The sequence below is a fragment of the Candidatus Poriferisocius sp. genome (genome assembly GCF_965214065.1).
Taxonomy (GTDB): domain Bacteria; phylum Actinomycetota; class Acidimicrobiia; order Acidimicrobiales; family Bin134; genus Poriferisocius.
The window spans coordinates 1,178,817-1,198,115 of record NZ_CBDCAT010000028.1 but is presented as its reverse complement, the minus strand read 5'-3'; the positions used below and the strand labels follow the sequence as shown (position 1 = coordinate 1,198,115).

At 65.6% G+C, this 19,299-nt stretch carries 24 protein-coding genes; 6 read left to right on the top strand and 18 right to left on the bottom strand.

Going from position 1 to position 19,299, the window contains the following annotated elements:
* Positions 1-84: 84 nt before the first annotated feature.
* The 7 genes from trpA to ACOOGG_RS16965 all read right to left on the bottom strand — a co-directional run bounded on the left by trpA (position 85) and on the right by ACOOGG_RS16965 (position 5,950).
* Complete coding sequence (gene trpA, locus ACOOGG_RS16995; RefSeq protein WP_420437217.1) at positions 85-870, bottom strand: tryptophan synthase subunit alpha; 786 nt, start codon at positions 868-870, stop codon at positions 85-87.
* Complete coding sequence (gene trpB / locus ACOOGG_RS16990) at positions 867-2,033, bottom strand: tryptophan synthase subunit beta (RefSeq protein ID WP_420437637.1); 1,167 nt, start codon at positions 2,031-2,033, stop codon at positions 867-869. The genes trpA and trpB overlap by 4 nt, the downstream gene beginning before the upstream one ends.
* Before the next feature lie 2 nt (positions 2,034-2,035).
* Positions 2,036-2,713 (bottom strand): phosphoribosylanthranilate isomerase, encoded by a 678-nt coding sequence (locus ACOOGG_RS16985; protein WP_420437215.1) that lies wholly within the window; start codon positions 2,711-2,713, stop codon positions 2,036-2,038.
* A gap of 67 nt (positions 2,714-2,780) precedes the next feature.
* Positions 2,781-3,632: a YgfZ/GcvT domain-containing protein gene (locus ACOOGG_RS16980; protein ID WP_420437213.1), complete on the bottom strand. Its 852-nt coding sequence runs from the start codon at positions 3,630-3,632 to the stop codon at positions 2,781-2,783.
* Entirely contained in the window at positions 3,629-5,146 is a 1,518-nt protein-coding gene (gene trpE, locus ACOOGG_RS16975) for an anthranilate synthase component I (protein WP_420437211.1), read from the bottom strand. The genes ACOOGG_RS16980 and trpE overlap by 4 nt, the downstream gene beginning before the upstream one ends.
* Positions 5,143-5,520, bottom strand: a complete 378-nt coding sequence (gene hisI / locus ACOOGG_RS16970; protein ID WP_420437209.1) for a phosphoribosyl-AMP cyclohydrolase — start codon at positions 5,518-5,520, stop codon at positions 5,143-5,145. The genes trpE and hisI overlap by 4 nt, the downstream gene beginning before the upstream one ends.
* 73 nt (positions 5,521-5,593) lie before the next feature.
* Positions 5,594-5,950: a GroES family chaperonin gene (locus ACOOGG_RS16965; protein WP_420437207.1), complete on the bottom strand. Its 357-nt coding sequence runs from the start codon at positions 5,948-5,950 to the stop codon at positions 5,594-5,596.
* A gap of 28 nt (positions 5,951-5,978) precedes the next feature.
* Here ACOOGG_RS16965 and ACOOGG_RS16960 point away from each other — a divergent pair, with 28 nt between their 5' ends.
* The gene (locus ACOOGG_RS16960) at positions 5,979-6,614 is read left to right on the top strand and encodes an alpha/beta hydrolase (protein ID WP_420437205.1); all 636 of its coding nucleotides are present in this window, start codon (positions 5,979-5,981) and stop codon (positions 6,612-6,614) included.
* 17 nt (positions 6,615-6,631) lie between these two features.
* Here ACOOGG_RS16960 and hisF read toward each other — a convergent pair whose 3' ends face one another.
* From hisF to ACOOGG_RS16920, 8 genes are read right to left on the bottom strand one after another with little or no spacing between them, the layout of a single operon-like run.
* Positions 6,632-7,426: an imidazole glycerol phosphate synthase subunit HisF gene (gene hisF / locus ACOOGG_RS16955; RefSeq protein ID WP_420437203.1), complete on the bottom strand. Its 795-nt coding sequence runs from the start codon at positions 7,424-7,426 to the stop codon at positions 6,632-6,634.
* Positions 7,423-8,148 carry a 1-(5-phosphoribosyl)-5-[(5-phosphoribosylamino)methylideneamino]imidazole-4-carboxamide isomerase gene (gene hisA, locus ACOOGG_RS16950; protein ID WP_420437201.1) on the bottom strand — a complete coding sequence of 242 codons (726 nt, stop codon included), beginning with the start codon at positions 8,146-8,148 and terminating at the stop codon, positions 7,423-7,425. Before hisA ends, hisF begins: the two co-directional genes overlap by 4 nt.
* Before the next feature lies 1 nt (position 8,149).
* Positions 8,150-8,776, bottom strand: a complete 627-nt coding sequence (hisH, locus tag ACOOGG_RS16945) for an imidazole glycerol phosphate synthase subunit HisH (RefSeq protein ID WP_420437199.1) — start codon at positions 8,774-8,776, stop codon at positions 8,150-8,152.
* Positions 8,773-9,372, bottom strand: a complete 600-nt coding sequence (hisB, locus tag ACOOGG_RS16940) for an imidazoleglycerol-phosphate dehydratase HisB (RefSeq protein ID WP_420437197.1) — start codon at positions 9,370-9,372, stop codon at positions 8,773-8,775. The genes hisH and hisB overlap by 4 nt, the downstream gene beginning before the upstream one ends.
* Entirely contained in the window at positions 9,369-10,448 is a 1,080-nt protein-coding gene (gene hisC, locus ACOOGG_RS16935) for a histidinol-phosphate transaminase (RefSeq protein ID WP_420437195.1), read from the bottom strand. Before hisC ends, hisB begins: the two co-directional genes overlap by 4 nt.
* Positions 10,441-11,751 (bottom strand): histidinol dehydrogenase, encoded by a 1,311-nt coding sequence (hisD, locus tag ACOOGG_RS16930; RefSeq protein WP_420437193.1) that lies wholly within the window; start codon positions 11,749-11,751, stop codon positions 10,441-10,443. Before hisD ends, hisC begins: the two co-directional genes overlap by 8 nt.
* Before the next feature lie 49 nt (positions 11,752-11,800).
* Positions 11,801-12,109 (bottom strand): type II toxin-antitoxin system PemK/MazF family toxin, encoded by a 309-nt coding sequence (locus ACOOGG_RS16925; protein ID WP_420437191.1) that lies wholly within the window; start codon positions 12,107-12,109, stop codon positions 11,801-11,803.
* Complete coding sequence (locus tag ACOOGG_RS16920) at positions 12,106-12,345, bottom strand: type II toxin-antitoxin system CcdA family antitoxin (protein ID WP_420437189.1); 240 nt, start codon at positions 12,343-12,345, stop codon at positions 12,106-12,108. The genes ACOOGG_RS16925 and ACOOGG_RS16920 overlap by 4 nt, the downstream gene beginning before the upstream one ends.
* A gap of 72 nt (positions 12,346-12,417) precedes the next feature.
* Here ACOOGG_RS16920 and ACOOGG_RS16915 point away from each other — a divergent pair, with 72 nt between their 5' ends.
* Together ACOOGG_RS16915 and ACOOGG_RS16910 are read left to right on the top strand one after the other, a co-directional pair.
* A complete protein-coding gene (locus tag ACOOGG_RS16915) occupies positions 12,418-12,621 on the top strand; it encodes a hypothetical protein (RefSeq protein WP_420437187.1) in 204 nt (67 codons plus the stop codon).
* 36 nt (positions 12,622-12,657) lie between these two features.
* Positions 12,658-13,635, top strand: a complete 978-nt coding sequence (locus ACOOGG_RS16910) for an LLM class flavin-dependent oxidoreductase (RefSeq protein WP_420437185.1) — start codon at positions 12,658-12,660, stop codon at positions 13,633-13,635.
* Positions 13,636-13,654: 19 nt separating this feature from the next.
* Here ACOOGG_RS16910 and ACOOGG_RS16905 read toward each other — a convergent pair whose 3' ends face one another.
* Both ACOOGG_RS16905 and nth read right to left on the bottom strand, forming a co-directional pair.
* Positions 13,655-14,683 (bottom strand): zinc-binding dehydrogenase, encoded by a 1,029-nt coding sequence (locus tag ACOOGG_RS16905; RefSeq protein WP_420437183.1) that lies wholly within the window; start codon positions 14,681-14,683, stop codon positions 13,655-13,657.
* A 69-nt stretch (positions 14,684-14,752) separates the two neighbouring features.
* Positions 14,753-15,394, bottom strand: a complete 642-nt coding sequence (gene nth, locus ACOOGG_RS16900) for an endonuclease III (RefSeq protein ID WP_420437181.1) — start codon at positions 15,392-15,394, stop codon at positions 14,753-14,755.
* 61 nt (positions 15,395-15,455) lie between these two features.
* Between nth and mshD the strand changes: the two genes are divergently transcribed.
* The 3 genes from mshD to ACOOGG_RS16885 are packed head-to-tail and all read left to right on the top strand — an operon-like array spanning position 15,456 to position 18,429.
* A complete protein-coding gene (gene mshD / locus ACOOGG_RS16895) occupies positions 15,456-16,154 on the top strand; it encodes a mycothiol synthase (RefSeq protein WP_420437179.1) in 699 nt (232 codons plus the stop codon).
* Positions 16,151-16,867, top strand: a complete 717-nt coding sequence (locus tag ACOOGG_RS16890; RefSeq protein WP_420437177.1) for a ubiquinone/menaquinone biosynthesis methyltransferase — start codon at positions 16,151-16,153, stop codon at positions 16,865-16,867. Before mshD ends, ACOOGG_RS16890 begins: the two co-directional genes overlap by 4 nt.
* A gap of 14 nt (positions 16,868-16,881) precedes the next feature.
* Positions 16,882-18,429 carry an AMP-binding protein gene (locus ACOOGG_RS16885; RefSeq protein WP_420437175.1) on the top strand — a complete coding sequence of 516 codons (1,548 nt, stop codon included), beginning with the start codon at positions 16,882-16,884 and terminating at the stop codon, positions 18,427-18,429.
* Here ACOOGG_RS16885 and ACOOGG_RS16880 read toward each other — a convergent pair.
* Positions 18,426-19,298 (bottom strand): 1,4-dihydroxy-2-naphthoate polyprenyltransferase, encoded by an 873-nt coding sequence (locus ACOOGG_RS16880; RefSeq protein ID WP_420437173.1) that lies wholly within the window; start codon positions 19,296-19,298, stop codon positions 18,426-18,428. The two genes, ACOOGG_RS16885 and ACOOGG_RS16880, sit on opposite strands and share 4 nt — an antisense overlap.
* Position 19,299 lies beyond the last annotated feature (1 nt).

The window sequence follows — 19,299 nt, the reverse complement described above, 5'->3', positions numbered from 1 at the left end:
GTGTAATTCAGTTGGCTTCTTACACAAAGTTCCAAGAGTCAAGCAGCCCACATGGGAAAAATGCCAAGTTCGAGCGTGGAAAGCTCAGCTTGAATCCAGAGCTCGGCGGAACCTTCCGATCAACTCGCCCACAGCCATCGGACCCCCGTCATCCAGCATCCGGCGCACCACCGCGGAGCCCACCACCGCACCGTCAGCTGCTTGGCACACTTCCTGGGCCTGCTCGGGGGTACCCACGCCCACACCAACGAGTACGGGCACGTCGGTCATCTGCTTGAGCCTCTTGGCCATGACCACCGCCGATTCCGCCAACTCGTCGCGCACGCCGGTCACCCCCAAAAGCCCCACGCCGTAGACGAATCCCCGGGTCCGGGTGCAGATCCGAGCCAGCCGCTCGTCAGAGGCGGTGGGCGCGGTTAACAGCACGGTCTCCACTCCGGCCGCGTCGGCGGCCTCGGTCCACGGCCCCGCCTCCTCTAAAGGGAGATCGGGCAGGATGGCCGCAGCCACTCCCTGCTCGGCAAGAACAGAGGCGAACCGTTCCAGCCCGAACCGGAAGGCGATGTTGTAATAGGTCATCACGGCCAGCGGGATGCCCACGTCGAGTCGGCCCAGGGCATTTAGCACACCTAGTGGGGTGACCCCGTCGGCCAGCGCCCGGTCGTTGGCCTGCTGGATGACCGGGCCGTCCATAACCGGGTCAGAGAACGGAATGCCCACTTCCACTGCATCGGCCCCTGCGTCGGCTGCCGCAGCCAGCGCACCCTGCCAGTCGCCCAGCCCCCCGGTCAGATAGGGAACCAGCGCCTTGCCGCCCTGGAAGCGGCGGTTTCGCAGGGCAACCTCCAAGGGGCCAGGGTCGGTGCTCACTCAGTTCGCCTGCCGTCGACTACTAGGCGGCCCATCATCTGGTCCACGTCTTTGTCGCCCCGCCCGCTGAGGTTCAACAGCACCGACTGACCGGCCAACTCCTGGCGAGCCCGCGACACCCAGGCCAGGGCATGGGCTGGCTCCAGTGCGGGGATGATCCCCTCGGTACGCGACATCAGCTCGAAGGCGGCTACCACCTCGTCGTCGTTTACCGTCTCGTAGCGAGCCCGTCCGATTGCTGCCAGATGGGAGTGCTCGGGTCCGATGCCGGGATAGTCGAGCCCCGCAGAGATCGATTCAGCCTCGAGCACCTGACCGTGCTCGTCTTGCATCAAGAACGACTTGGAGCCGTGGACAACGCCGGGAACGCCGCGGGCGATGGCCGCTCCCCCGGCTGGCTCCACCCCCACCAGCGCAGCATCGCCGTCCACGAATCCGCTGAAAATGCCAATTGCGTTGCTGCCGCCACCCACGCAGGCGGTGACCACGTCGGGATCGGTTCCCAGCAGCCGATGGCACTGCTCGCGGGCTTCGTCACCGATCACCCGGTGCAGCTCCCTCACCATCCAGGGATAGGGATGAGGGCCCATTACCGAGCCGAGGCAGTAATGGGAGCTCTCCACGGTGGCCACCCAGTCACGCATCGCTTCGTTGATGGCGTCCTTCAGCGTGCGACTTCCCGAAAGCGCCGAACGCACTTCGGCGCCCAGCAACTGCATGCGAAACACGTTGAGGGCCTGGCGCTCCATGTCCACCTCGCCCATGTACACCACGCAATCCAAGCCCAGCAGGGCCGCGGCGGTGGCGGTGGCGACACCATGCTGGCCGGCTCCCGTCTCGGCCACCAGCCGGGTCTTGCCCATGCGCACGGCCAAAAGGGCCTGTCCTAACACGTTGTTTATCTTGTGGGAGCCGGTGTGATTGAGGTCCTCCCGCTTCAGCAGTAGGCGCAGCCCCATTTCTTCGGACAGGCGATGGCAATCGGTGAGCGGCGACGGACGGCCGGCGTAGTCGGACAGCAGCCGGTTCAGCTCTCCTCGGAACTCCCCATCGGCCCAAGCGGAGCGGAAGGCCGCCTCCAGTTCCTCGCAGGCCGGCACCAGGGTCTCGGGGACGAACCGCCCGCCGAAGTCCCCGAACCGCCCGCTGACTGGCTCTGTCATGGTCACGGCAACAGCTCCTCCTCCCAGTCATAGGGAGCGTCTTCGTCCGGCTCCTGTTCGACCGGCTCGGAGCGAGCCGGCTCGGTCCCTCGAACGGCGTTGATGAAGGCCCGCAACCTGGCCGGATCCTTGCGCCCCGGCGACATCTCCACCCCGGTGGCCACATCCACCCCCCAGGGCTGGACCTTGGCGATGGCCGTAGCCACATTCTCAGAGGTCAGCCCGCCAGCCATAAGCAGTCGGATACCGCCGGGGGCTCCTTCGGCCAATGACCAGTCGAACACCTGCCCAGATCCGGGAGTGTCGGAGTCCACCATCACTATGTCTGCGCCATACCGGTCAGCCACCGACAGGGCTGGGCTGCCACCGGGGAAGGCCTTGATCACCGCGGGGACGCTCTCTCGAATCAGGCGAGTCTCCTCCATGCTCTCCCGGCCAGACAGCTGGGCGGCTTTGAGACCGCAGCGGTTGACGATCTCGATCACTCGATGGGGGGCTTCGTCTCGGAACACCCCTACGGTGAGGACGTCTGGTGGCAGGCGGCGGACGATCTCCCCCACCCGGGGTGGGACGATCTGACGGCGTGACGGAGCCAAGATGAATCCCACCGCGTCGGCACCCAAGGCGGTGGCCAGCAGGGCGTCGTCGGCGGTGGTGATGCCGCAGATCTTGATGAACACTGATTCCAAAACTACCGGGTCAATTCCTCAATAGATGGGTTCTGTAATAGATGGGTTCTGTGCCCGATCAGCGGGTAACGGCCGATGCCCAGGCTCGCCCCCCGGCCACGTTCACCTCGGCGGGCATCTCCACGGCGCGCTTGATGTACCCCAAGGCCACGGTGGATCCGGTGGATCCATCCCAGGCCGCGCTGGTGACGGTGCCGACGACGGCACCGTCTGCGCTGGTGATTTGGTCGCCTCCGGTCAGGTCGGCTCGGCCTTGGAAGGTCAGCAACCGCAGGTACCGGGGAGCGATGCTGTCCCGGGAATCCATGCGGGCGACCAATTCCTGTCCGGTGAAGCACCCCTTGGTGAAGCTCACCGTGAAATCCACCACCTCCGCCTCTGCGGGAATGGTGCGATCATCGATGTCGACGCCCATACGGGGGAATCCCGCCCTGATCCGGTGGGCTTCCAGGGTTTCGGCGTCGACGTGGGGCACATCGGCCGACACCAGCGGCTCCGGGCCGAGGACGTCGACCCCGCCGGTGGGAACCGGTCCGACGATCTCCCCGGTCACGGCTGCCTCTGCGGCGCCCGGGCCGCGCACTGCGACGCACAGCCAGTCCAGCGGCTCCAAGGTCACATCGGTGCGCAACATGAAGCGCTTCAGCCGTGCAATGACCTGATCCAGCGGACCGTCGGTGTCGAGGATGAACCCATAGGCCCCTTTGCGGGTGACTCGGACCAAAGCGTCGACACGCCCTTGGGGTTGCAGGATCAGCGACCAGGCCGACTGGCCTTCGGCCAACCTCGCGACATCTTGGCTGAGCTGGCCCTGCAAGAAGTCTTCGGCGTCGGGCCCGGCAACCGCCAGCACACCCCGATCGGTGGGGCAAGCCCCCACTGCTGTCGACAGATCTACGGTGCTGCTCATGTCTCGCGGCTTCGACTCATCCGCCGGGCGGCGGGTACGGCCAACAAGAGTGCTCGGGCCTTGTTGCGGCACTCCAGGGCCTCCTGTTCGGGGATGCTGTCGGCCACGATGCCTGCCCCGGCCTGCACCGAGGCCCGCTCTCCCTGGATGACCATGGTGCGGATGGCGATGGCAGTGTCGATGTTCCCCGAGAAGTCCAGGTAGCCGACCACCCCCGCGTAAGGGCCGCGCTTTACCGGTTCCAAGTCGTCGATGATCTCCATGGCCCGCACCTTGGGTGCTCCCGACACCGTGCCCGCGGGCAGAGTGGCCCGCAACACGTCTACCGGGGTGCGGCCGGGGGCCAGATCACCGGACACTTGCGAGGTCAGGTGCATGACGTGGCTGTAGCGCTCCAAGGTCATCATCTCGTCCACCGTCTCGGTGCCGAAGGTCACCACCCGGCCGACATCGTTGCGGGCCAAGTCCAAGAGCATGATGTGCTCGGCGATCTCCTTGGGGTGCTCCGACAGCTCGGCGGCCATGCGGCGCTCTTCGGCGTCGGTGCGGCCCCGGCGGCGGGTACCGGCAATGGGGCGGGAGATGACCCGCCCGTCGAGCAATTGCACCATCGGCTCGGGAGAGCAGCCCACCAGCGACAACTCGGGGAGACGCACGAAATACATGTAGGGGCTGGGATTGACTTGGCGCAGCGAGCGGTACACGTCAAAGGGCTCGGCTTGCAGGTCGAAGTCGTAGCGCTGAGCCAGCACCACTTGGAAGATCTCTCCGGCCAAGATGTGCTCTTTGGCCGCTTCCACCGCGTCGCAGAAGCTCTGCGAGCCCATGCTTGACACCACCTCGGGTAGTTCCTCTTCTTCCTCTGGGGGCTCCAACAGCGGCTCTGCCACTGGATGGGCCCCATCAGCGGCCAGTTGGTCAAGGGCAGCCACCGCTCGGTCGTAGGCGTCATCGATTTCGGCCGATGAGGCGCCGGGGGGGATGATGACATTCTCGATCAGTGTCACCCGCTGTCGCCAGTGGTCGAACACGGATAGCTCCCCTATCACCGACAACACCGCGTCAGGCAGCCCCTGATCGTCGTCGGGCACGTTGGGCAGGTGCTCCACTTCCCTCACAACGTCGTAGCCCAAATAGCCCATCAGTCCCCCGTGCAGCGGGGGCAGCTCGTCGATTGCCGGGGAGCGCCACCGCGACAAGATGTGCTCCACCGCGGCCAGAATCCCCTGATCAAATGGGGTTCCCTCGGGAAACTGCCCGCTGGCAGCCACTTGGCGGCCGCGGGCAACCAGCGTACCCAGGGGCCTGCGCCCGATGAATGAGAACCGGCTCCAGCGCTCGCCGTGATCCACTGATTCCAGCAGGAATCCAGGCTCTCGACCCACAGTTCGCACGAAAGCGGCCACCGGGGTGGTGAGGTCTGCCACCAGCTCCCGCCACACCGGAACCACCGTCCACTCGGCGGCCAGTCGGTGGAATTCGCGACGATCGGGGCTGATTGCCGGTCGGGTCACGGCGAAGGAGGGGTTACCGGCTCGTCGAACGACCGGAAGAAGCAGGAATACTCCCCGGTATGGCACGCCCCCCCGCCCTCCTGCTCCACGGTGAACAGCAGGGTGTCGCCATCGCAGTCATAATACGCCTCCCGCACGTACTGGCGATCGCCCGAGGACTCTCCCTTGCACCAGTACTCCTGGCGCGACCGGCTCCAGAACCAGGTGCGCCCGGTCTCCAGCGTGCGCTCCAGCGACTCCCGATTCATCCACGCCATCATCAGAACCCGTCCGCCTTCTTGGTCCTGCACAATGGCGGGAACCAGCCCGTCATCGTTGAAAACCACCTCGTCCAGCGCCCCAGGCGCAACTTCTATAGGCGTCGTTGCCGGCATATCTCCATCGTAGGATCAGACTCCGCTCGGCAAAGAGCCATTTGGCGGCAATGCTTCCCATACGGGATGAGGGTCAGAGGTACAGCCCGGTACTACCCTCGTCGAGGCGGGGGGCAGCCACCGCGTGGATGTCCCGCTCGCGCAAGATGAGATAGTCGGCGCCCCGCACCTCCACCTCGTAGCGGTCTTCGGGGTTGAACAGCACCTGATCGCCGGACTCGACGGTGCGTACGTTGGGCCCCACCGCAATGGCTTCGGCCCAGGCCAGTCGCTTGCCAACTTGGGCTGTAGCCGGGATGAGAATGCCGCCGGTGGATCGCCGCTCCCCCTCGGGGGCATCGAGCTGCACCAAGATGCGATCGTTCAGCATCTTGATGGGGAGCTTGTCCTCGGGCGCGACCTTGCTACTGGAGCTTGCTGCCTTGGCCATGGGGTGATAACGCTACCGTGTCCGACATATGCCAGACGATTTCGCGCCGACCCCCACCACGTTGACCACTGCTGACGGCCTGAGCCTGGAGGCCCAGTGGGCAGTGCCCCTCAAGCATCGGGCCAAGGTGGTTGTCGCCCACCCTCACCCCCAGCATGGGGGGAACATGCACTCCCTGGTGGTATCGACCCTGTTTGCCCACCTGATTGGCTCTGACTGTGCGGTGCTGAGGTTCAACTTCCGAGGCGTGGGCCGCTCTGAAGGAGAGCACGACTTCGGCGAGGGAGAGCAACTCGACGTGCGGGCCGCGGTTGATTCCCTGGCCCAATCCGGCGATGCCCAGTGCCCACTGGTGCTGGCCGGGTGGTCGTTCGGGGCCGACCTGGCTTTGACCTGCGATGCCCCCGAGTTGGCCGGATGGTTCCTCGTAGCCCCCCCGCTGCGGGTGCTGGGCGACGAGCGGTTCAAGGCTGCCCCCGATCCCCGTCCCAAGTGGCTGGCCATACCCGAACGAGACCAGTTCAACCCCCCTGACCAGGCCCAAGTTGCCATCGCTGACTGGACCAACGCAGAGATCCACCCTATCAGCGGTGCTGACCACTTCCTGGTGGGTCGCACCGACAAGCTCAACGCCCTTATCGACAGCTTCTTGTCTGCTCTCTAGTCCAGCGGGGCTGCTGTTCAGGCGTCGACGGGGCGGATGGGAATACCGGTGGCGGCCATGTGGGACTTGGCCTCGGCCACGGTGTGCTCGCCGAAGTGGAAGATGGAGGCGGCCAGCACGGCGTCGGCCCGGCCCTCAAGCACACCCTCCACCAGGTGGTCCAGGGTACCCACTCCCCCGCTGGCGATCACCGGCACGTTTACCACCTCGACCACCGCCCGGGTCAGCTCCAAGTCGAAGCCGTCGCGGGTGCCGTCGCGGTCCATGGAGGTGAGCAGGATCTCCCCCGCGCCCAGCTCAGTCACCCGAATGGCGTAGTCGATGGCGTCGACCCCGGTAGGAGTTCGTCCCCCGTGGGTGAACACTTCGAAGCGGAAGGGGCCCCCGTGTGTGCGACGGGCATCGATGGAGGCGACAGCACATTGGCTGCCAAACTCGTCGGCGATCTCGGCCACCAGTTCGGGCCGGTTCACCGCCGCGGTGTTCACCGAAACCTTGTCAGCCCCAGCCCGCAAAAGGAGGCGGGCGTCGCCCACAGTGCGGATGCCCCCGCCGATAGTGAACGGTATGAACACCTCCTCCGCGGTGCGGTGTACCAATTCCACCGTGGTCTCCCGACGGTCTGACGATGCCGTGATATCCAAGAACACCACCTCGTCGGCCCCTTGCTGGTCGTAGCGGGAGGCCAGTTCCACCGGATCGCCGGCATCGGTGAGGTCCACGAAGTTGACCCCCTTGACCACCCGGCCCGCGTCGACGTCTAAGCAGGGTATGACTCGGGCATTGCTGGGCACAGTTGGCGGCGCATTCATTGGTCCAGTTTCCCCAGCGCCTGTTCCACAGTGAAGCGGCCCTCGTACAGCGCCCGACCCACAATCACCCCGGCTAACCGCCGGTTGCCGCTCGTAATTGCGGCCAATGCGGTTAAGTCGCTCAATTCCGCCACACCGCCCGAAGCGATCACCGCCAGCCCAGTGGTGGCCAGAACGGCGGCCAAGCCTTCGGTGTCAGGCCCGCTCATGGTTCCGTCCCGGCTGATTTCAGTAACCACCGCCGCCTCGGCCCCTGACGACTCGAAATGGGCCGCCAACGCCAGCAAATCCTTACCGCCGCCTCTCTCCCATCCGTGAGTGGCCACCTCCTGGCCTCGGGCGTCCAACCCCACCGCTACGGGCTGGCGAGCGGCCACCTGCTCAACCAACCCCGGATTTTCCACCGCGGCGGTACCGATCACCACCCGGGCCACCCCGGCGTCGGCCAGCGCGGCGGCGGCATCGAGACTGCGGACCCCGCCCCCCGTCTGCACCGGAACATCCACGCACGCGGCAATGGCGGCGATTATCGCCAGATTGACTGGCTCGCCGGTGCGGGCCGCGTCCAAATCCACCACGTGCAGCCACGGAGCTCCAGAGGCGGCGAATTGCCGGGCCTGGTCCACCGGGTCGTCGCTGTAGGCCGTCTCGGCGTCGTAGGAACCCTGATAAAGCCGCACGCAGCGACCGCCGCGCAGATCTATGGCCGGAAAGAACTGCATCTCAACCCCTTGTTGGTGCGGTTCGGGTCTGATTCACGAAATTCTCCAGCAGCCGTAGGCCGGGACGGGCCGATTTCTCTGGGTGGAATTGAGTGGCCCACACGTTGTCGTCGGCCACCACCGCGGCCACCGGGCCGCCGTAGTTGCACGTGGCCGCCACATTGTCAGCCATCGGAGCGGCATAGGAGTGGACGAAGTACACCCACGCATCATCCAGGTCCTCCAGCATGGGATCGGGAGTTCGCACTTCCAAGCGGTTCCACTGCATCTGCGGCCGCTTTACGTTGCCGGGGAGCAGACGCACGGTGCCGGGAAAAATACCCAGGCCAGCTATGCCTGGGGCTTCTTCGGAGCCGTCGTAGAGAAGCTGCAAGCCGATGCAGATGCCCAGAAACGGTCGACCGCCAGCCGCGGCAGCACGAGCCTGTTCGTCGAGGCCGGTTTCTTTGAGTGCGGCCATGCACGGTCCGAACGCTCCCACCCCGGGAAGTACCACTCCGGCAGCGTCGGCGATCAATCCGGGGTCGGCTGTCAGCCGGGCGTCGGCCCCCATGCGCTCCAGGCTTTTCTGGGCCGAGCGGAGGTTGCCAATGCCGTAGTCCAACACCGCGATGAGCGGTCGGCTCACAGAATCCCTTTGGTGGAAGGTATGCCGGTTCCCTCCACCCGGACGGCATCGCGCAGCGCCCGGGCTACCGCCTTGAAGCTGGCCTCGATGATGTGGTGAGTGTTTCGTCCTCTCACCAGCGTGATGTGCAGTGTCAACGCGGCAGAGGTGGTGAACGCCCGCCAGAATTCCTCGCAAAGCTGTGGATCGAACGGCGGGTCGCCCAGGATCTTCTGTCCCGGCGGGTTCACGTCGTAGTGGAGGAACGGCCGGCCTGAGAGGTCGACCACCGCCTCCACCATGGCCTCATCCAATGGGACCGCGATCGAGGCGAACCGCCTGACCCCCGCCTTATCGCCCAGCGCCTCGGCGAAGCATGAGCCCAGCAGGATGCCGACGTCCTCCACGGTGTGGTGGGCGTCGATCTCCAAATCGCCGGTGGCGTCTACTCGCAGCTCGAAACCACCGTGGCGACCAAGTTGGCTCAGCATGTGGTCGAAGAACGGCAGCCCGGTGGCCGCGGCGCCGTTACCGTCGCCATCGATATCGATGGCGATGTCGATGGTGGTCTCGGCGGTGCTCCGAGATGCAGTGGCGGTACGGGATGGGGTTGTCATGTCAGCACCTCGCTCAAGGCAGACAAGAACGCGTCGTTCTCAGCCGGCGAACCCACGGTGACCCGAAGACAACCGGCGAGCCGTGGCCAAGAAGAACAGTTTCGCACGAGCACCGACCGATCCACGAGACCCTGCCAGACTCCGTCGCCGTCGCCGGAATCAGGGCGGAGCAAGATGAAGTTGGCTCCCGAGGGCCAGTGATGAACCGGGAGTTGGTCGAGGTTCGCGGCCATCCGCTCTCGTTCGGCTACGAGCATGGCCACTCGGTCGTTCATCTCGTCTTCGTATTCCAACGCCAGGCGACCGGCAATCTGCTTGAACGTGTCCAAGTGGTAGGGCAGCGTCACCTTGTCCAGCTCGGCCACCACCCACGAAGGGGCGACGAGATACCCCAGTCGGGCCGCAGCCATCGACCACGTCTTGGAGTAGGTCCGAGCCACGGCCAGATGGCGGCCGTCGTCGATCAGGTCCACTGCGGTGTGGGGATCAAATTGGCCGTAAGCCTCGTCCATCAGCAAAAGTCCGGGCAGAGCCGAGACGTCGGCCAGCAGCCGCTCCACCAATTGCGGTGGCTCTACCATGCCAGTGGGATTGTTCGGCGAGCACAGAAAGGTGACGGCGGGACGGTGCTGGGCCACCATGGCCGAGGCGTAGTCGGTGTCCAGCGAGAAATCGTCGCGCCGGTCCCCGACGACCACCTCAGTGGCGGCCAGTCGGGAGATGTGGGAGTGAAGCGCGTAGGTGGGTTCGAAGGTCAACGCCGACCGGCCGGGGCCTCCGAAGGCAAGCATCAAACACTGGAGCACCTCGTTGGAACCGTTGGCCGCGAACACCTGCTCGGGAGCCACTCTTTCGTGTTTGGCCAGGGCGGCTCGCAACTCGTGGGCAGCCCGGTCGGGGTAGCGGTTCCAGTCGATCCCGGACTGGGCCGCCCGCAACGCCTGCACCCAGCCGTCGGGTGGGGGCACCGGTGACTCGTTGGTGTTGAGCCGCACGGTCACGTCGAGTTGCGGCGAGTGGTAGCCGGACATCATGGCCACGTTCTGTCTCACCGGTAGGCGGTCGGGGTTATTCATCGTCAATTCCTTCATAGACCTTTTCTTCAATTCCTCGCAGGCGGACCGATTGGGCATGGGCATCCAAACCCTCGGCATCGGCGATGGCTGCCACATGAGGGCCGAGCGCGGCCAGGCCCTCGGGCGCCACCGATATCTCGTGCATAGGTTTTACGAAGTCCCGTATGCCTAGCGCGCCGGCGAATCGGGCGGTTCCGTTGGTGGGCAGTACATGGGACGGTCCGGCCACATAGTCGCCGATCGATGCCGGAGCCAGCGGGCCGCGGAATATGGCCCCGGCGTTTCGCACTCGGCCGATGACCGCTTCTGGCACCTCAGTCATCACTTGCAGGTGCTCGGGAGCGATGAAGTTGACCACTTCGGCCGCAGCCTCGGGCCCGTCAACCAACACGATGTGGCCGCTGCGGCTGAACGTGGCCGCGATGTCGTCGCTTCGTGCCGCTGTCGCCAGAAGCTCGCCCACTGCCTTCTCTATCGAGTCGGCGGCGTCGGGATCCCAGGTAACGAGCCAGGCCAGGCCATCAGGACCGTGTTCGGCCTGCACGATGAGGTCGATGGCGGCATATTCGGCCGGAATGGTGCCGTCGGCCACCACCACCACTTCCGAAGGTCCGGCAAATGACGCCGGAACCCCGACGGTCCCGGTCACCAGCTGTTTGGCGATAGCCACGTACACGTTGCCCGGTCCCACGATCACGTCCACCGCCCCAATTGACTCGGTGCCGTAGGCCATGGCGGCAATAGCTTGCGCGCCGCCCACTGCGTATACCTCGTCGACTCCGGCTATGGCCGCCGCGGCCAGGGTGACATCGGCCACTCGGCCTTCGGGGCCAGGGGGAACGCACAGCACCACCTGGTCCACTCCGGCGGCCCGAGCCGGCAGCGCGGTCATCAGCACGGTGGAGGGGTAGGCGGCCCTCCCTCCGGGCACGTAACAGCCAGCCCGGCCCACCGGCTGGTCCCAACTCCGGATGGCGATTCCCTGGCGGTTGTGGGACTGCTCTTTCGTAGCTTGGCCCCGGTGGAACTCGGCGACGGAGCCGGCCGCTGCTTCCAAAGCAGCCCGCAGCGAGGGCTCGATGCAATCTCGGGCGGCGGTCACTTCAGTAGGGGAAACCTGCCAACTAGGGGGCACGACACCGTCGAATTGCTTGGTGTAGCGGGCCAGCGCGATGTCGCCGTCAGCTCGCACCGTTTCAACGATCTCGCGGACCGCGGCCACCGAGCCCTCAGAAACGGGCTCAGGCCGGGGCAGACGGCCAGAGATGTCGGCCACGCCCCGCAGGTCCACTCGGTCTAGCACGACCCCCGAAACTACAAGCCCAGGTGACCCGCCAACGAAGGGTTTGCCGCTAACAGCCGAGGGCGAATGTCACCGATTGGCAGATGTGCCGCATTGTCAGGTCGTTCAGCTTGCCGACACGGTTCGAAAGCGTGGAGCGCCGCACGGTGTACAACCCATCGCAGTTCACCACCGACGCCTGGGAGACACCGGTCTCGTGCTCATCAACCCGCACTTCGACGGCAAGCCCTCGAATCGTGGTAGCCAGCTCGGCGACGGTAACCAACTCTCGCACGTCGACAACCTCCGGTCGGGTGAGAATTACTACCGGACGGCGCTTGCCGCCGATCTCAGACCACCACACTTCGCCGCGGTTCACCCATCACTCCCTGGTTCGAGCCCATCCCAGTCGCCCCATGCCTGAGCCTCATCCCAGAAGTCATCCGGTTCTTCCGGGTGTCGCAGATAAGCCGCTCGGTCAGCCTCCCCCAATGCACGCCTCACCGCCGCCAACACACCCTCGCGAGCCGCCGCCGACATGTTGATCTCGAGCTTGCGAGCCTGCTCGGCCAACTCTTCGTCAAGAGTAAACGTGGTGCGTGTTGTCGCTATCACTTGATGCTATCAGTATTGCTAGCATCGCTTATCGCCGAAATGCGCCACGCAGTTTTGCGGTAGAACCTTCCCGTGGATGACAGGGCGATAGCGGCGGACGGGGCAGAGCTCAGCTCGCTGAGCAGCGTGATACGTGATCTGGTGGAGCGGGTGTCGGAGGTGGCCCGCCGCTACGAGGGCACCGACCGGGAGGACGTGTCGTTTGAGCTGTACGAAGTGGAGCGAGGTTTGCGGGGAGCGACCCGCCGTCTCGACCGCTTGACCCGAAGTCTGTAAACCTACCCATACCCATTGACCTGACCGGGAGAAGAAATGTTCAATCTGCGCTTCGATCTGCGGACCCCTCCATTCACCGAGGTGACCCACGGCGATCAGTACCGCGCCATGCTGGAAATGGTGAAGTGGGCCGACACCCGAGGCTTTGCCGGAGCCATCACCAGCGAGCACCACGGCACCGAGGATGGATTCATGTCGGCGCCGCTGGCCATATCGGCGGCCATCTTGGGGTCGACCGACAACATGATGTGCACGCTGTCGGCCTTGTTGGTGCCCTATCACGATCCCCTTCGGCTGGCCGAGGACATCGCCACCATCGACTTGCTGGCGCCGGGGCGGTTCATCGTCATCGCCGGCCTGGGCTACCGGGAGTTCGAGTTCGAGATGTTCGGCAAAGACCGCACCCGGCGAGGCCGCGACACCGAAGAGGCCATCAAGGTAATGCAGCAGGCCTGGACCGGGGAGCCGTTCGAGTACGAGGGCCGCACAGTGTGGGTGACCCCCAAACCGGTGACCCAGCCCCACCCCCTTGTGATGGTGGGCGGCTCGGTGCCGGCGTCGGCCAAGCGGGCCGCCCGGCTGCGGCTGCCCTACATGCCGCCCATCGGCGACCAAGAGCTAGTGGACCTGTACTACGCCGAAGCTGCCGGGATCGGATTCGAGGGGGCGTTCGCCATGGCCCCCGACGGTCCGGGGTTGGTGTTGGTGACCGAGGATCCCGATGCGCTGTGGGCCAAGATCGGCCCCAACATGCTGTACGACGCTGCGGCCTACGCCAGCTGGCAATACCCCGATCAGCGCTCCGGCTGGCACGTGGAGGCCGAAGACATTGCCGACCTCAAGGCTTCCGGCCAATTCGAGGTGCTTACCCCCGACCAATGCGTTGAGCTGGTCCGCACCAAGGGGGCGGCCACCCTGCATCCGCTGTGCGGCGGCATCGATCCCGCTATCGGCTGGGAGACGCTGGAATTGGTGGTGAACAAGGTCATGCCCGCCCTCGCCGAGGGCTCATAACTCTGCGGGCTGGGCAGCGCTAACTGGCCAGGTCGTCGATTACCGCCCGGCCTACGTACTTGCCGGACTGGAGCTCCTCGAAGATGTCGTCGAGCTCCGACAGAGCACCGGTGCGCCCGACGTGCGTGGTGACCTGTCCGGCAGCCGCCATGTCGACCAGCTCGCGCATGTCCTGCACGGTGCCGACTGCGGAGTAGATGAGGGTGGCATCCCTCATGAAGAACTCGAACGGGTTCAGCTCGATATTGCCCTCGCTGGTCGGGGGCAGCCCCACAGCCACGAACAACCCCTTGGGCCGCAGCAGCCTGAAGCCGAGAGTGAAGCCGGCCATGGCCGCGGAGAACACGATGCTGGCGTCCACGCCGCCGATCTCCTCTTGCACGGCCTCGATGGCGTCGTCGGCACTCACCACTATGTCGGCCCCGAGCGACTCCACAAACCCGAGCCGGTCGGCCCCGACGTCGACGCCGACCACCTTGTAGCCCAGCGCTTTGGCGATCTGGACGGCGTAGTGGCCCAGCCCGCCGGCAGCGCCGATGATGGCCACATAGCGGCCGGGGGGCACCTGATGGCGGAACAGCTTCTTCACCGCCCCATAGGCGGTAAGCCCCCCGCAGGCCAGCGCGGCCTCCTCGTCTCCCACCGATTCGGGCAACACCACCAGCGACTTGGCCCACACGCAGAATTGCTCGGCAAAGGTGCCCATGATCCCCTCGGTCTGCGGGCAGTGCCGGGGCTCCCCCCGCAGACAGAACTCGCACGCACCACACCAGAAGCCGCCCCCAGTGCCCCCCAGCCCGAGGATCACCCGGTCGCCAACCTGGCTGTAGCGCTCTGCTCCCGGCCCCAGGGCCTCGACCACACCGATGGCCTCATGGCCCAGCACCTCGATGCCCGACACCCCCGCCCAGTCGCCTCGGGCCAGGTGGAGGTCGGAGTGGCAAACTCCGGTGGAACTGATGCGAATCAGCGCCTCTTCGAACCCCGGCTCGGGTGCCGGAACGTCCAAGATGCTCAGGTTTCCTTCAACCAATCGTGCTGCCTGCATTGTTGGGCTTCTCCTGTTTTCCACAATTGCCAGTGCGATAAGACACCCTAGTGGTCTAGCACTCTGCCATCACTGGCCAGCAGAGGGGCAGAAGCTCGCTAGCACGCACTCGTGGCAACGGGGGCGGCGGGCAATGCACACTCGGCGGCCGTGGAGGATGAGGCGCAGGGAGAACTCGCCCCGCTCGGCGGCGGGCACCATGGGGTTCAGCTCCATCTCGATCTTCACCGGGTCGGTGTGCTCGGTTATGCCCAGCAGGCCGGTGATACGGGACACGTGGGTGTCCACTGGCAGACCGGGCAGACCTAGCGCCACGCTCCGCACCACGTTGGCAGTCTTTCGGCCCACCCCCGGCAGGCTCACCAAATCTGACATCTTGCCCGGCACCTCGCTGTTGAAGTGATTCACCAGGTCTTGGGCCATGCCCACGATGTTGCGGGCTTTGGTAGCGAAAAAGCCGGTGGACCGGATCAGCTCCTCCACATGGGTCAGGGGCGCTTCTGCCAGCTCCTCTGGGGTGGGATAGGCCGTGAAGAGATCGGGGGTGACCATGTTCACCCGCTTGTCGGTGCACTGGGCCGACAAAATGGTGGCCACCAGCAGCTGGAACGGGGTCTCGTGGTCCAGCTCGCAGACTGCCACGGGATACTCCTCGGCCAGCAGCCGGTGTGTTCGCCTTGCCCGGCCCCTGGGGGTGCGCGGCCTTGCCATTGACAGGATCGTAGCGATCCAGACTCCGGCATCGGCGATCGGGGCCGCTACCGTGGGTTTTGTGACGCTGACGGTTGCCCGCCCCGACGGGGGAGAGTTTGCCTGGTCGGTCACCATCGGCCCCGACGTGGTTCGAGACAAGGCCGCCGCCGACCAGATTCAAGCGATCATCACCGATGCAGAGGCCGAGGCTTCAATGCAGCTTTGGATCGAGCGGGCCACCGGAGGCGACGACGCATTTGCCGCCGACCTGGGGTTTCGGCCGTATCGGGACCTTTGGCGGATGCAGCGCCCGCTGCCCGCCAACCCCTCCACCATCACCACCAGGGGTTTCAGCCCCGGGGCCGACGACGACGAATTCCTCCGGGTGAACAACCGGGCATTCCACTGGCACCCCGAACAAGGGGGCATGACCCATCGGGATTTGGCCGATCGCATGGCCGAAGGCTGGTTCGACGCCGAAGGGTTTCGCCTCCACGAACGAGACGGCCGTCTGGCCGGTTTCTGCTGGACCAAGGTCCACCCCAACGAGGACCCGCCGGGCGGAGAGATCTACGCCATCGCGGTGGACCCCGATTTCCACGGCCAAGGACTGGGCAAGCCCATGACCCTGGCCGGTCTGGACTACCTTGCCGACCAGGGCCTCACAGTGGGATTCCTGTATGTGGAGTCGGACAATGACCCCGCGGTGGCCACCTACCGCAGCTTGGGCTTCGACCACCACTCCACCAACCGGGCCTACCGGCTCGGTGTCCGATGAGCTCCGACTCCGCCCTCCCCCAGGGTCAGGACAAGGTGGCCGCGGTGCGGTCGATGTTCGATGCCATCGCACCCCGCTACGACATGCTGAACCGTATGCTGACTTTCGGCATGGACTGCCGGTGGCGACGGCGGTCGGTGCGCGAACTGCGTCTGCCGCCAGGGTCCCGGGTGTACGACCTGGCTTGCGGCACCGGGGACCTGTGCCGAGACCTGGAGGCCGCAGGCTTCAATCCGGTCGGATTCGACCTGTCGGCGGGCATGCTCCATGCGGCCCAGAAATATCGGGCCTCGGGCAAGCTGCACGCTCCATTGGTCCTGGGCGACGCCCTGCGCCTTCCAGTTCCCGATCAGAGAGCCGACGGCATCACCTGCGGTTTCGCCCTGCGCAACGTGGTGGATCTAAACAGCCTGTTCGCCGAGCTGGCTCGGGTGGTGCGTCCGGGAGGGCGAATCTCGCTGCTGGAGGTGGCCGAGCCTTCCAACCCGGTCCTGCGGCTCGGCCACGGGTTGTATTTCGGCAAGGTGATCCCCCTGATCGGCGGGCTGTTGTCAGATCGGACCGCCTATGAGTACCTCCCCAAATCGGTGGCCTATATGCCCCCCACCGATGAGATGCTCGGCATCTTGGCCGGACACAGGTTCGGAGCGATAGACCATGTGCTGCTCTCCGGCGGCATCGCTCAGTTGACCACTGCCACCCGAGAGGGCTAACCCCGGATATCTCAATGTCCCTTCTGGCTGAGCACATCCCCGCCGACGACGCCGACCAAATGGCGCTGGCCGATCAGCGGACCACCTTGGGCTGGGTCGAGCTCGACCGGGTGATGAACCGGGCGGTCAACCTTTTGCACTCACTCGACCTGGGCCCGGAGCGCCGGCTGGCGGTGTTCGCCGAGAACTCGGTCGAAACCGTGGTCGCCTACGTGGCCACCGCCCTGGCCGGGGCCTCGGCGGTGCCGGTGAATTTCCACCTCACTCCCGACGAATTGGCATACATCTTGGAGGACTCGGCTTCGGCACTCCTGCTAGTGGGCCCGGAGACCGCCGAGCGAGGCATCCTGGCTGCCGAAGCGGTGTCGAGCATGGCCGGTGAACAGGCCATCGCGGTGATGGGATGGCGCTGCCCCGACCACACCGGAGCGATCTCCTGGGAACAGCGCCTCGCCCTGTCACCCGATAAGCCTCCGCCTACCGACATACCACCGGTCCCCCATCTCTTCTACACCTCGGGCACCACCGGTCGTCCCAAGGGAGTGGACGCGCCCCCGGCCTTGTTCCGGGGCGGCGCGACGGTGGCCGAGTACTTCGCCACCTGTTCCACTCCCAACGCGGCCATCGGCACACACCTGGTGGTAGGACCTCTGTACCACGCGGGGCCGTTCGCGGCCACCCGCAACCTCATGGGCGGTGCCCCGGTGGTGGTGCTGGGCCGGTTCGACGCCGAGGCCACCCTGGCGGCCATCGACCGCTATCGGGTGAACGGGGTGTTCATGGTGCCCACACACTTCAGCCGGCTGCTGGCCCTGCCGTCGGAAGTGCGACAGCGCTACCGAACCGACAGCTTGGTGTCGGTAACCCACAGCGGGGCCCCCTGCCCGGTGTCGGTGAAGCGGGCCATCATCGACTGGCTCGGACCCATCGTCTACGAGGGTTACGGCTCCACCGAAGTGGGCGGCTCGTGTCACATCAACTCCGAAGACTGGCTGGCCCACCCCGGATCGGTGGGGCGGCCGGTTCCCCCGTTCGAGGTGCTCATCGTGGACGAGGACGGCAACGAACTGCCACCAGGGCACGAGGGCCGGGTGTATTTTTCCGATGCCAGCGGGCGAGGCATCCGATATCGCAATGCCCCCAAGAAGACGGTGGCCGCCCACCTGCGACCGGGGGTGTTTACTTTGGGGGAGATCGGCTACACCGACGATGACGGGTTTTTGTATCTGACTGACCGGTTTTCCGACATGGTGGTGTCGGGTGGAGTGAACATCTACCCCGCCGAGACTGAACAGGTGCTGGTGGAGCATCCGGGCGTGGCCGACGTGGCCTGCATCGGTGTGCCCGACGAGGAGATGGGCGAACAGCTCAAGGCCCTGATTGTGCCAGTCGACCCAAGCCGGCGGTTAGAAGAAGCCGAAGTCATCGCCTTCTGCCGCGATCGCATTGCCCACTACAAGTGTCCTCGATCGGTGGAGTTCGTCAGCGAGGAGCACTTGGGCCGATCCGCCATGGGCAAGATCAACAAACAGGCGCTACGTGCCCCGTATTGGAAGGGCTAGAGAGTCAGCCCAAGGGTCAATAGGGCGCCGAACACCAAGTGCAAGAGGGCGGTGTAGTTGAGCAGGGGGGCCTTGGGTCTTGACGACAGGGCAAGCCGCACCGCGGGGATGGCCAACGCCAGCGAAGACAAGGTAATCGTCGTCCACGGACGGGCCACGGCCAGGGGAAATCCCACCACCGCTGCTACCAAAACTAAGGCGGCGTAGAGCCAGGCCGCCCGCCGATCCCCTAGGCGCACCGCCAAGGTGTGCTTGCCCGCGACCTGGTCTTGGGGGATGTCCCGCAGGTTGTTGGCCATCAACAGCGCAGAAGCCAGAAAGCCCACTGGCACCGCGGCAGCTAGGGCCAGGGTGGTGAGTTGCTCGGTCTGGACGTAGGTGGTGCCCACTGTGGCAACCAAGCCGAAGAACACAAAGACAAATACTTCTCCGAGGCCCGCATAACCGTAGGGCTTACGTCCTCCTGTGTAGTACCAAGCAGCGATGATGCAGGCCAGCCCTACGGCGGTCAGCCAAGGCGCTACCACGATGGCCAGGGCCAGGCCGGCTACCGCCGCCGCTGCGAAGGCCCCAAATGCCGCAAGGCGCACGCGAGCGGGCGCAACCATGCCGCCGCCCACCAGCCGGGCCGGCCCCACCCGGTTTGCGTCGGTGCCACGTATGCCGTCGGAGTAGTCGTTGGCGTAGTTCACCCCGACCTGGAGGGTTAGCGCCACCACCAGAGCCACTGCCGCCCTCCACCACACCACATCGGGAGCAGCCGCCGCGGTCCCAACCGCCACCGGCACCACCGCAGCCGGAAGAGTCCGGGGCCGAGCCCCCTGGATCCAGATCTTCACTGCCGCCTCACCTCCACAAGTCTTGCCCATC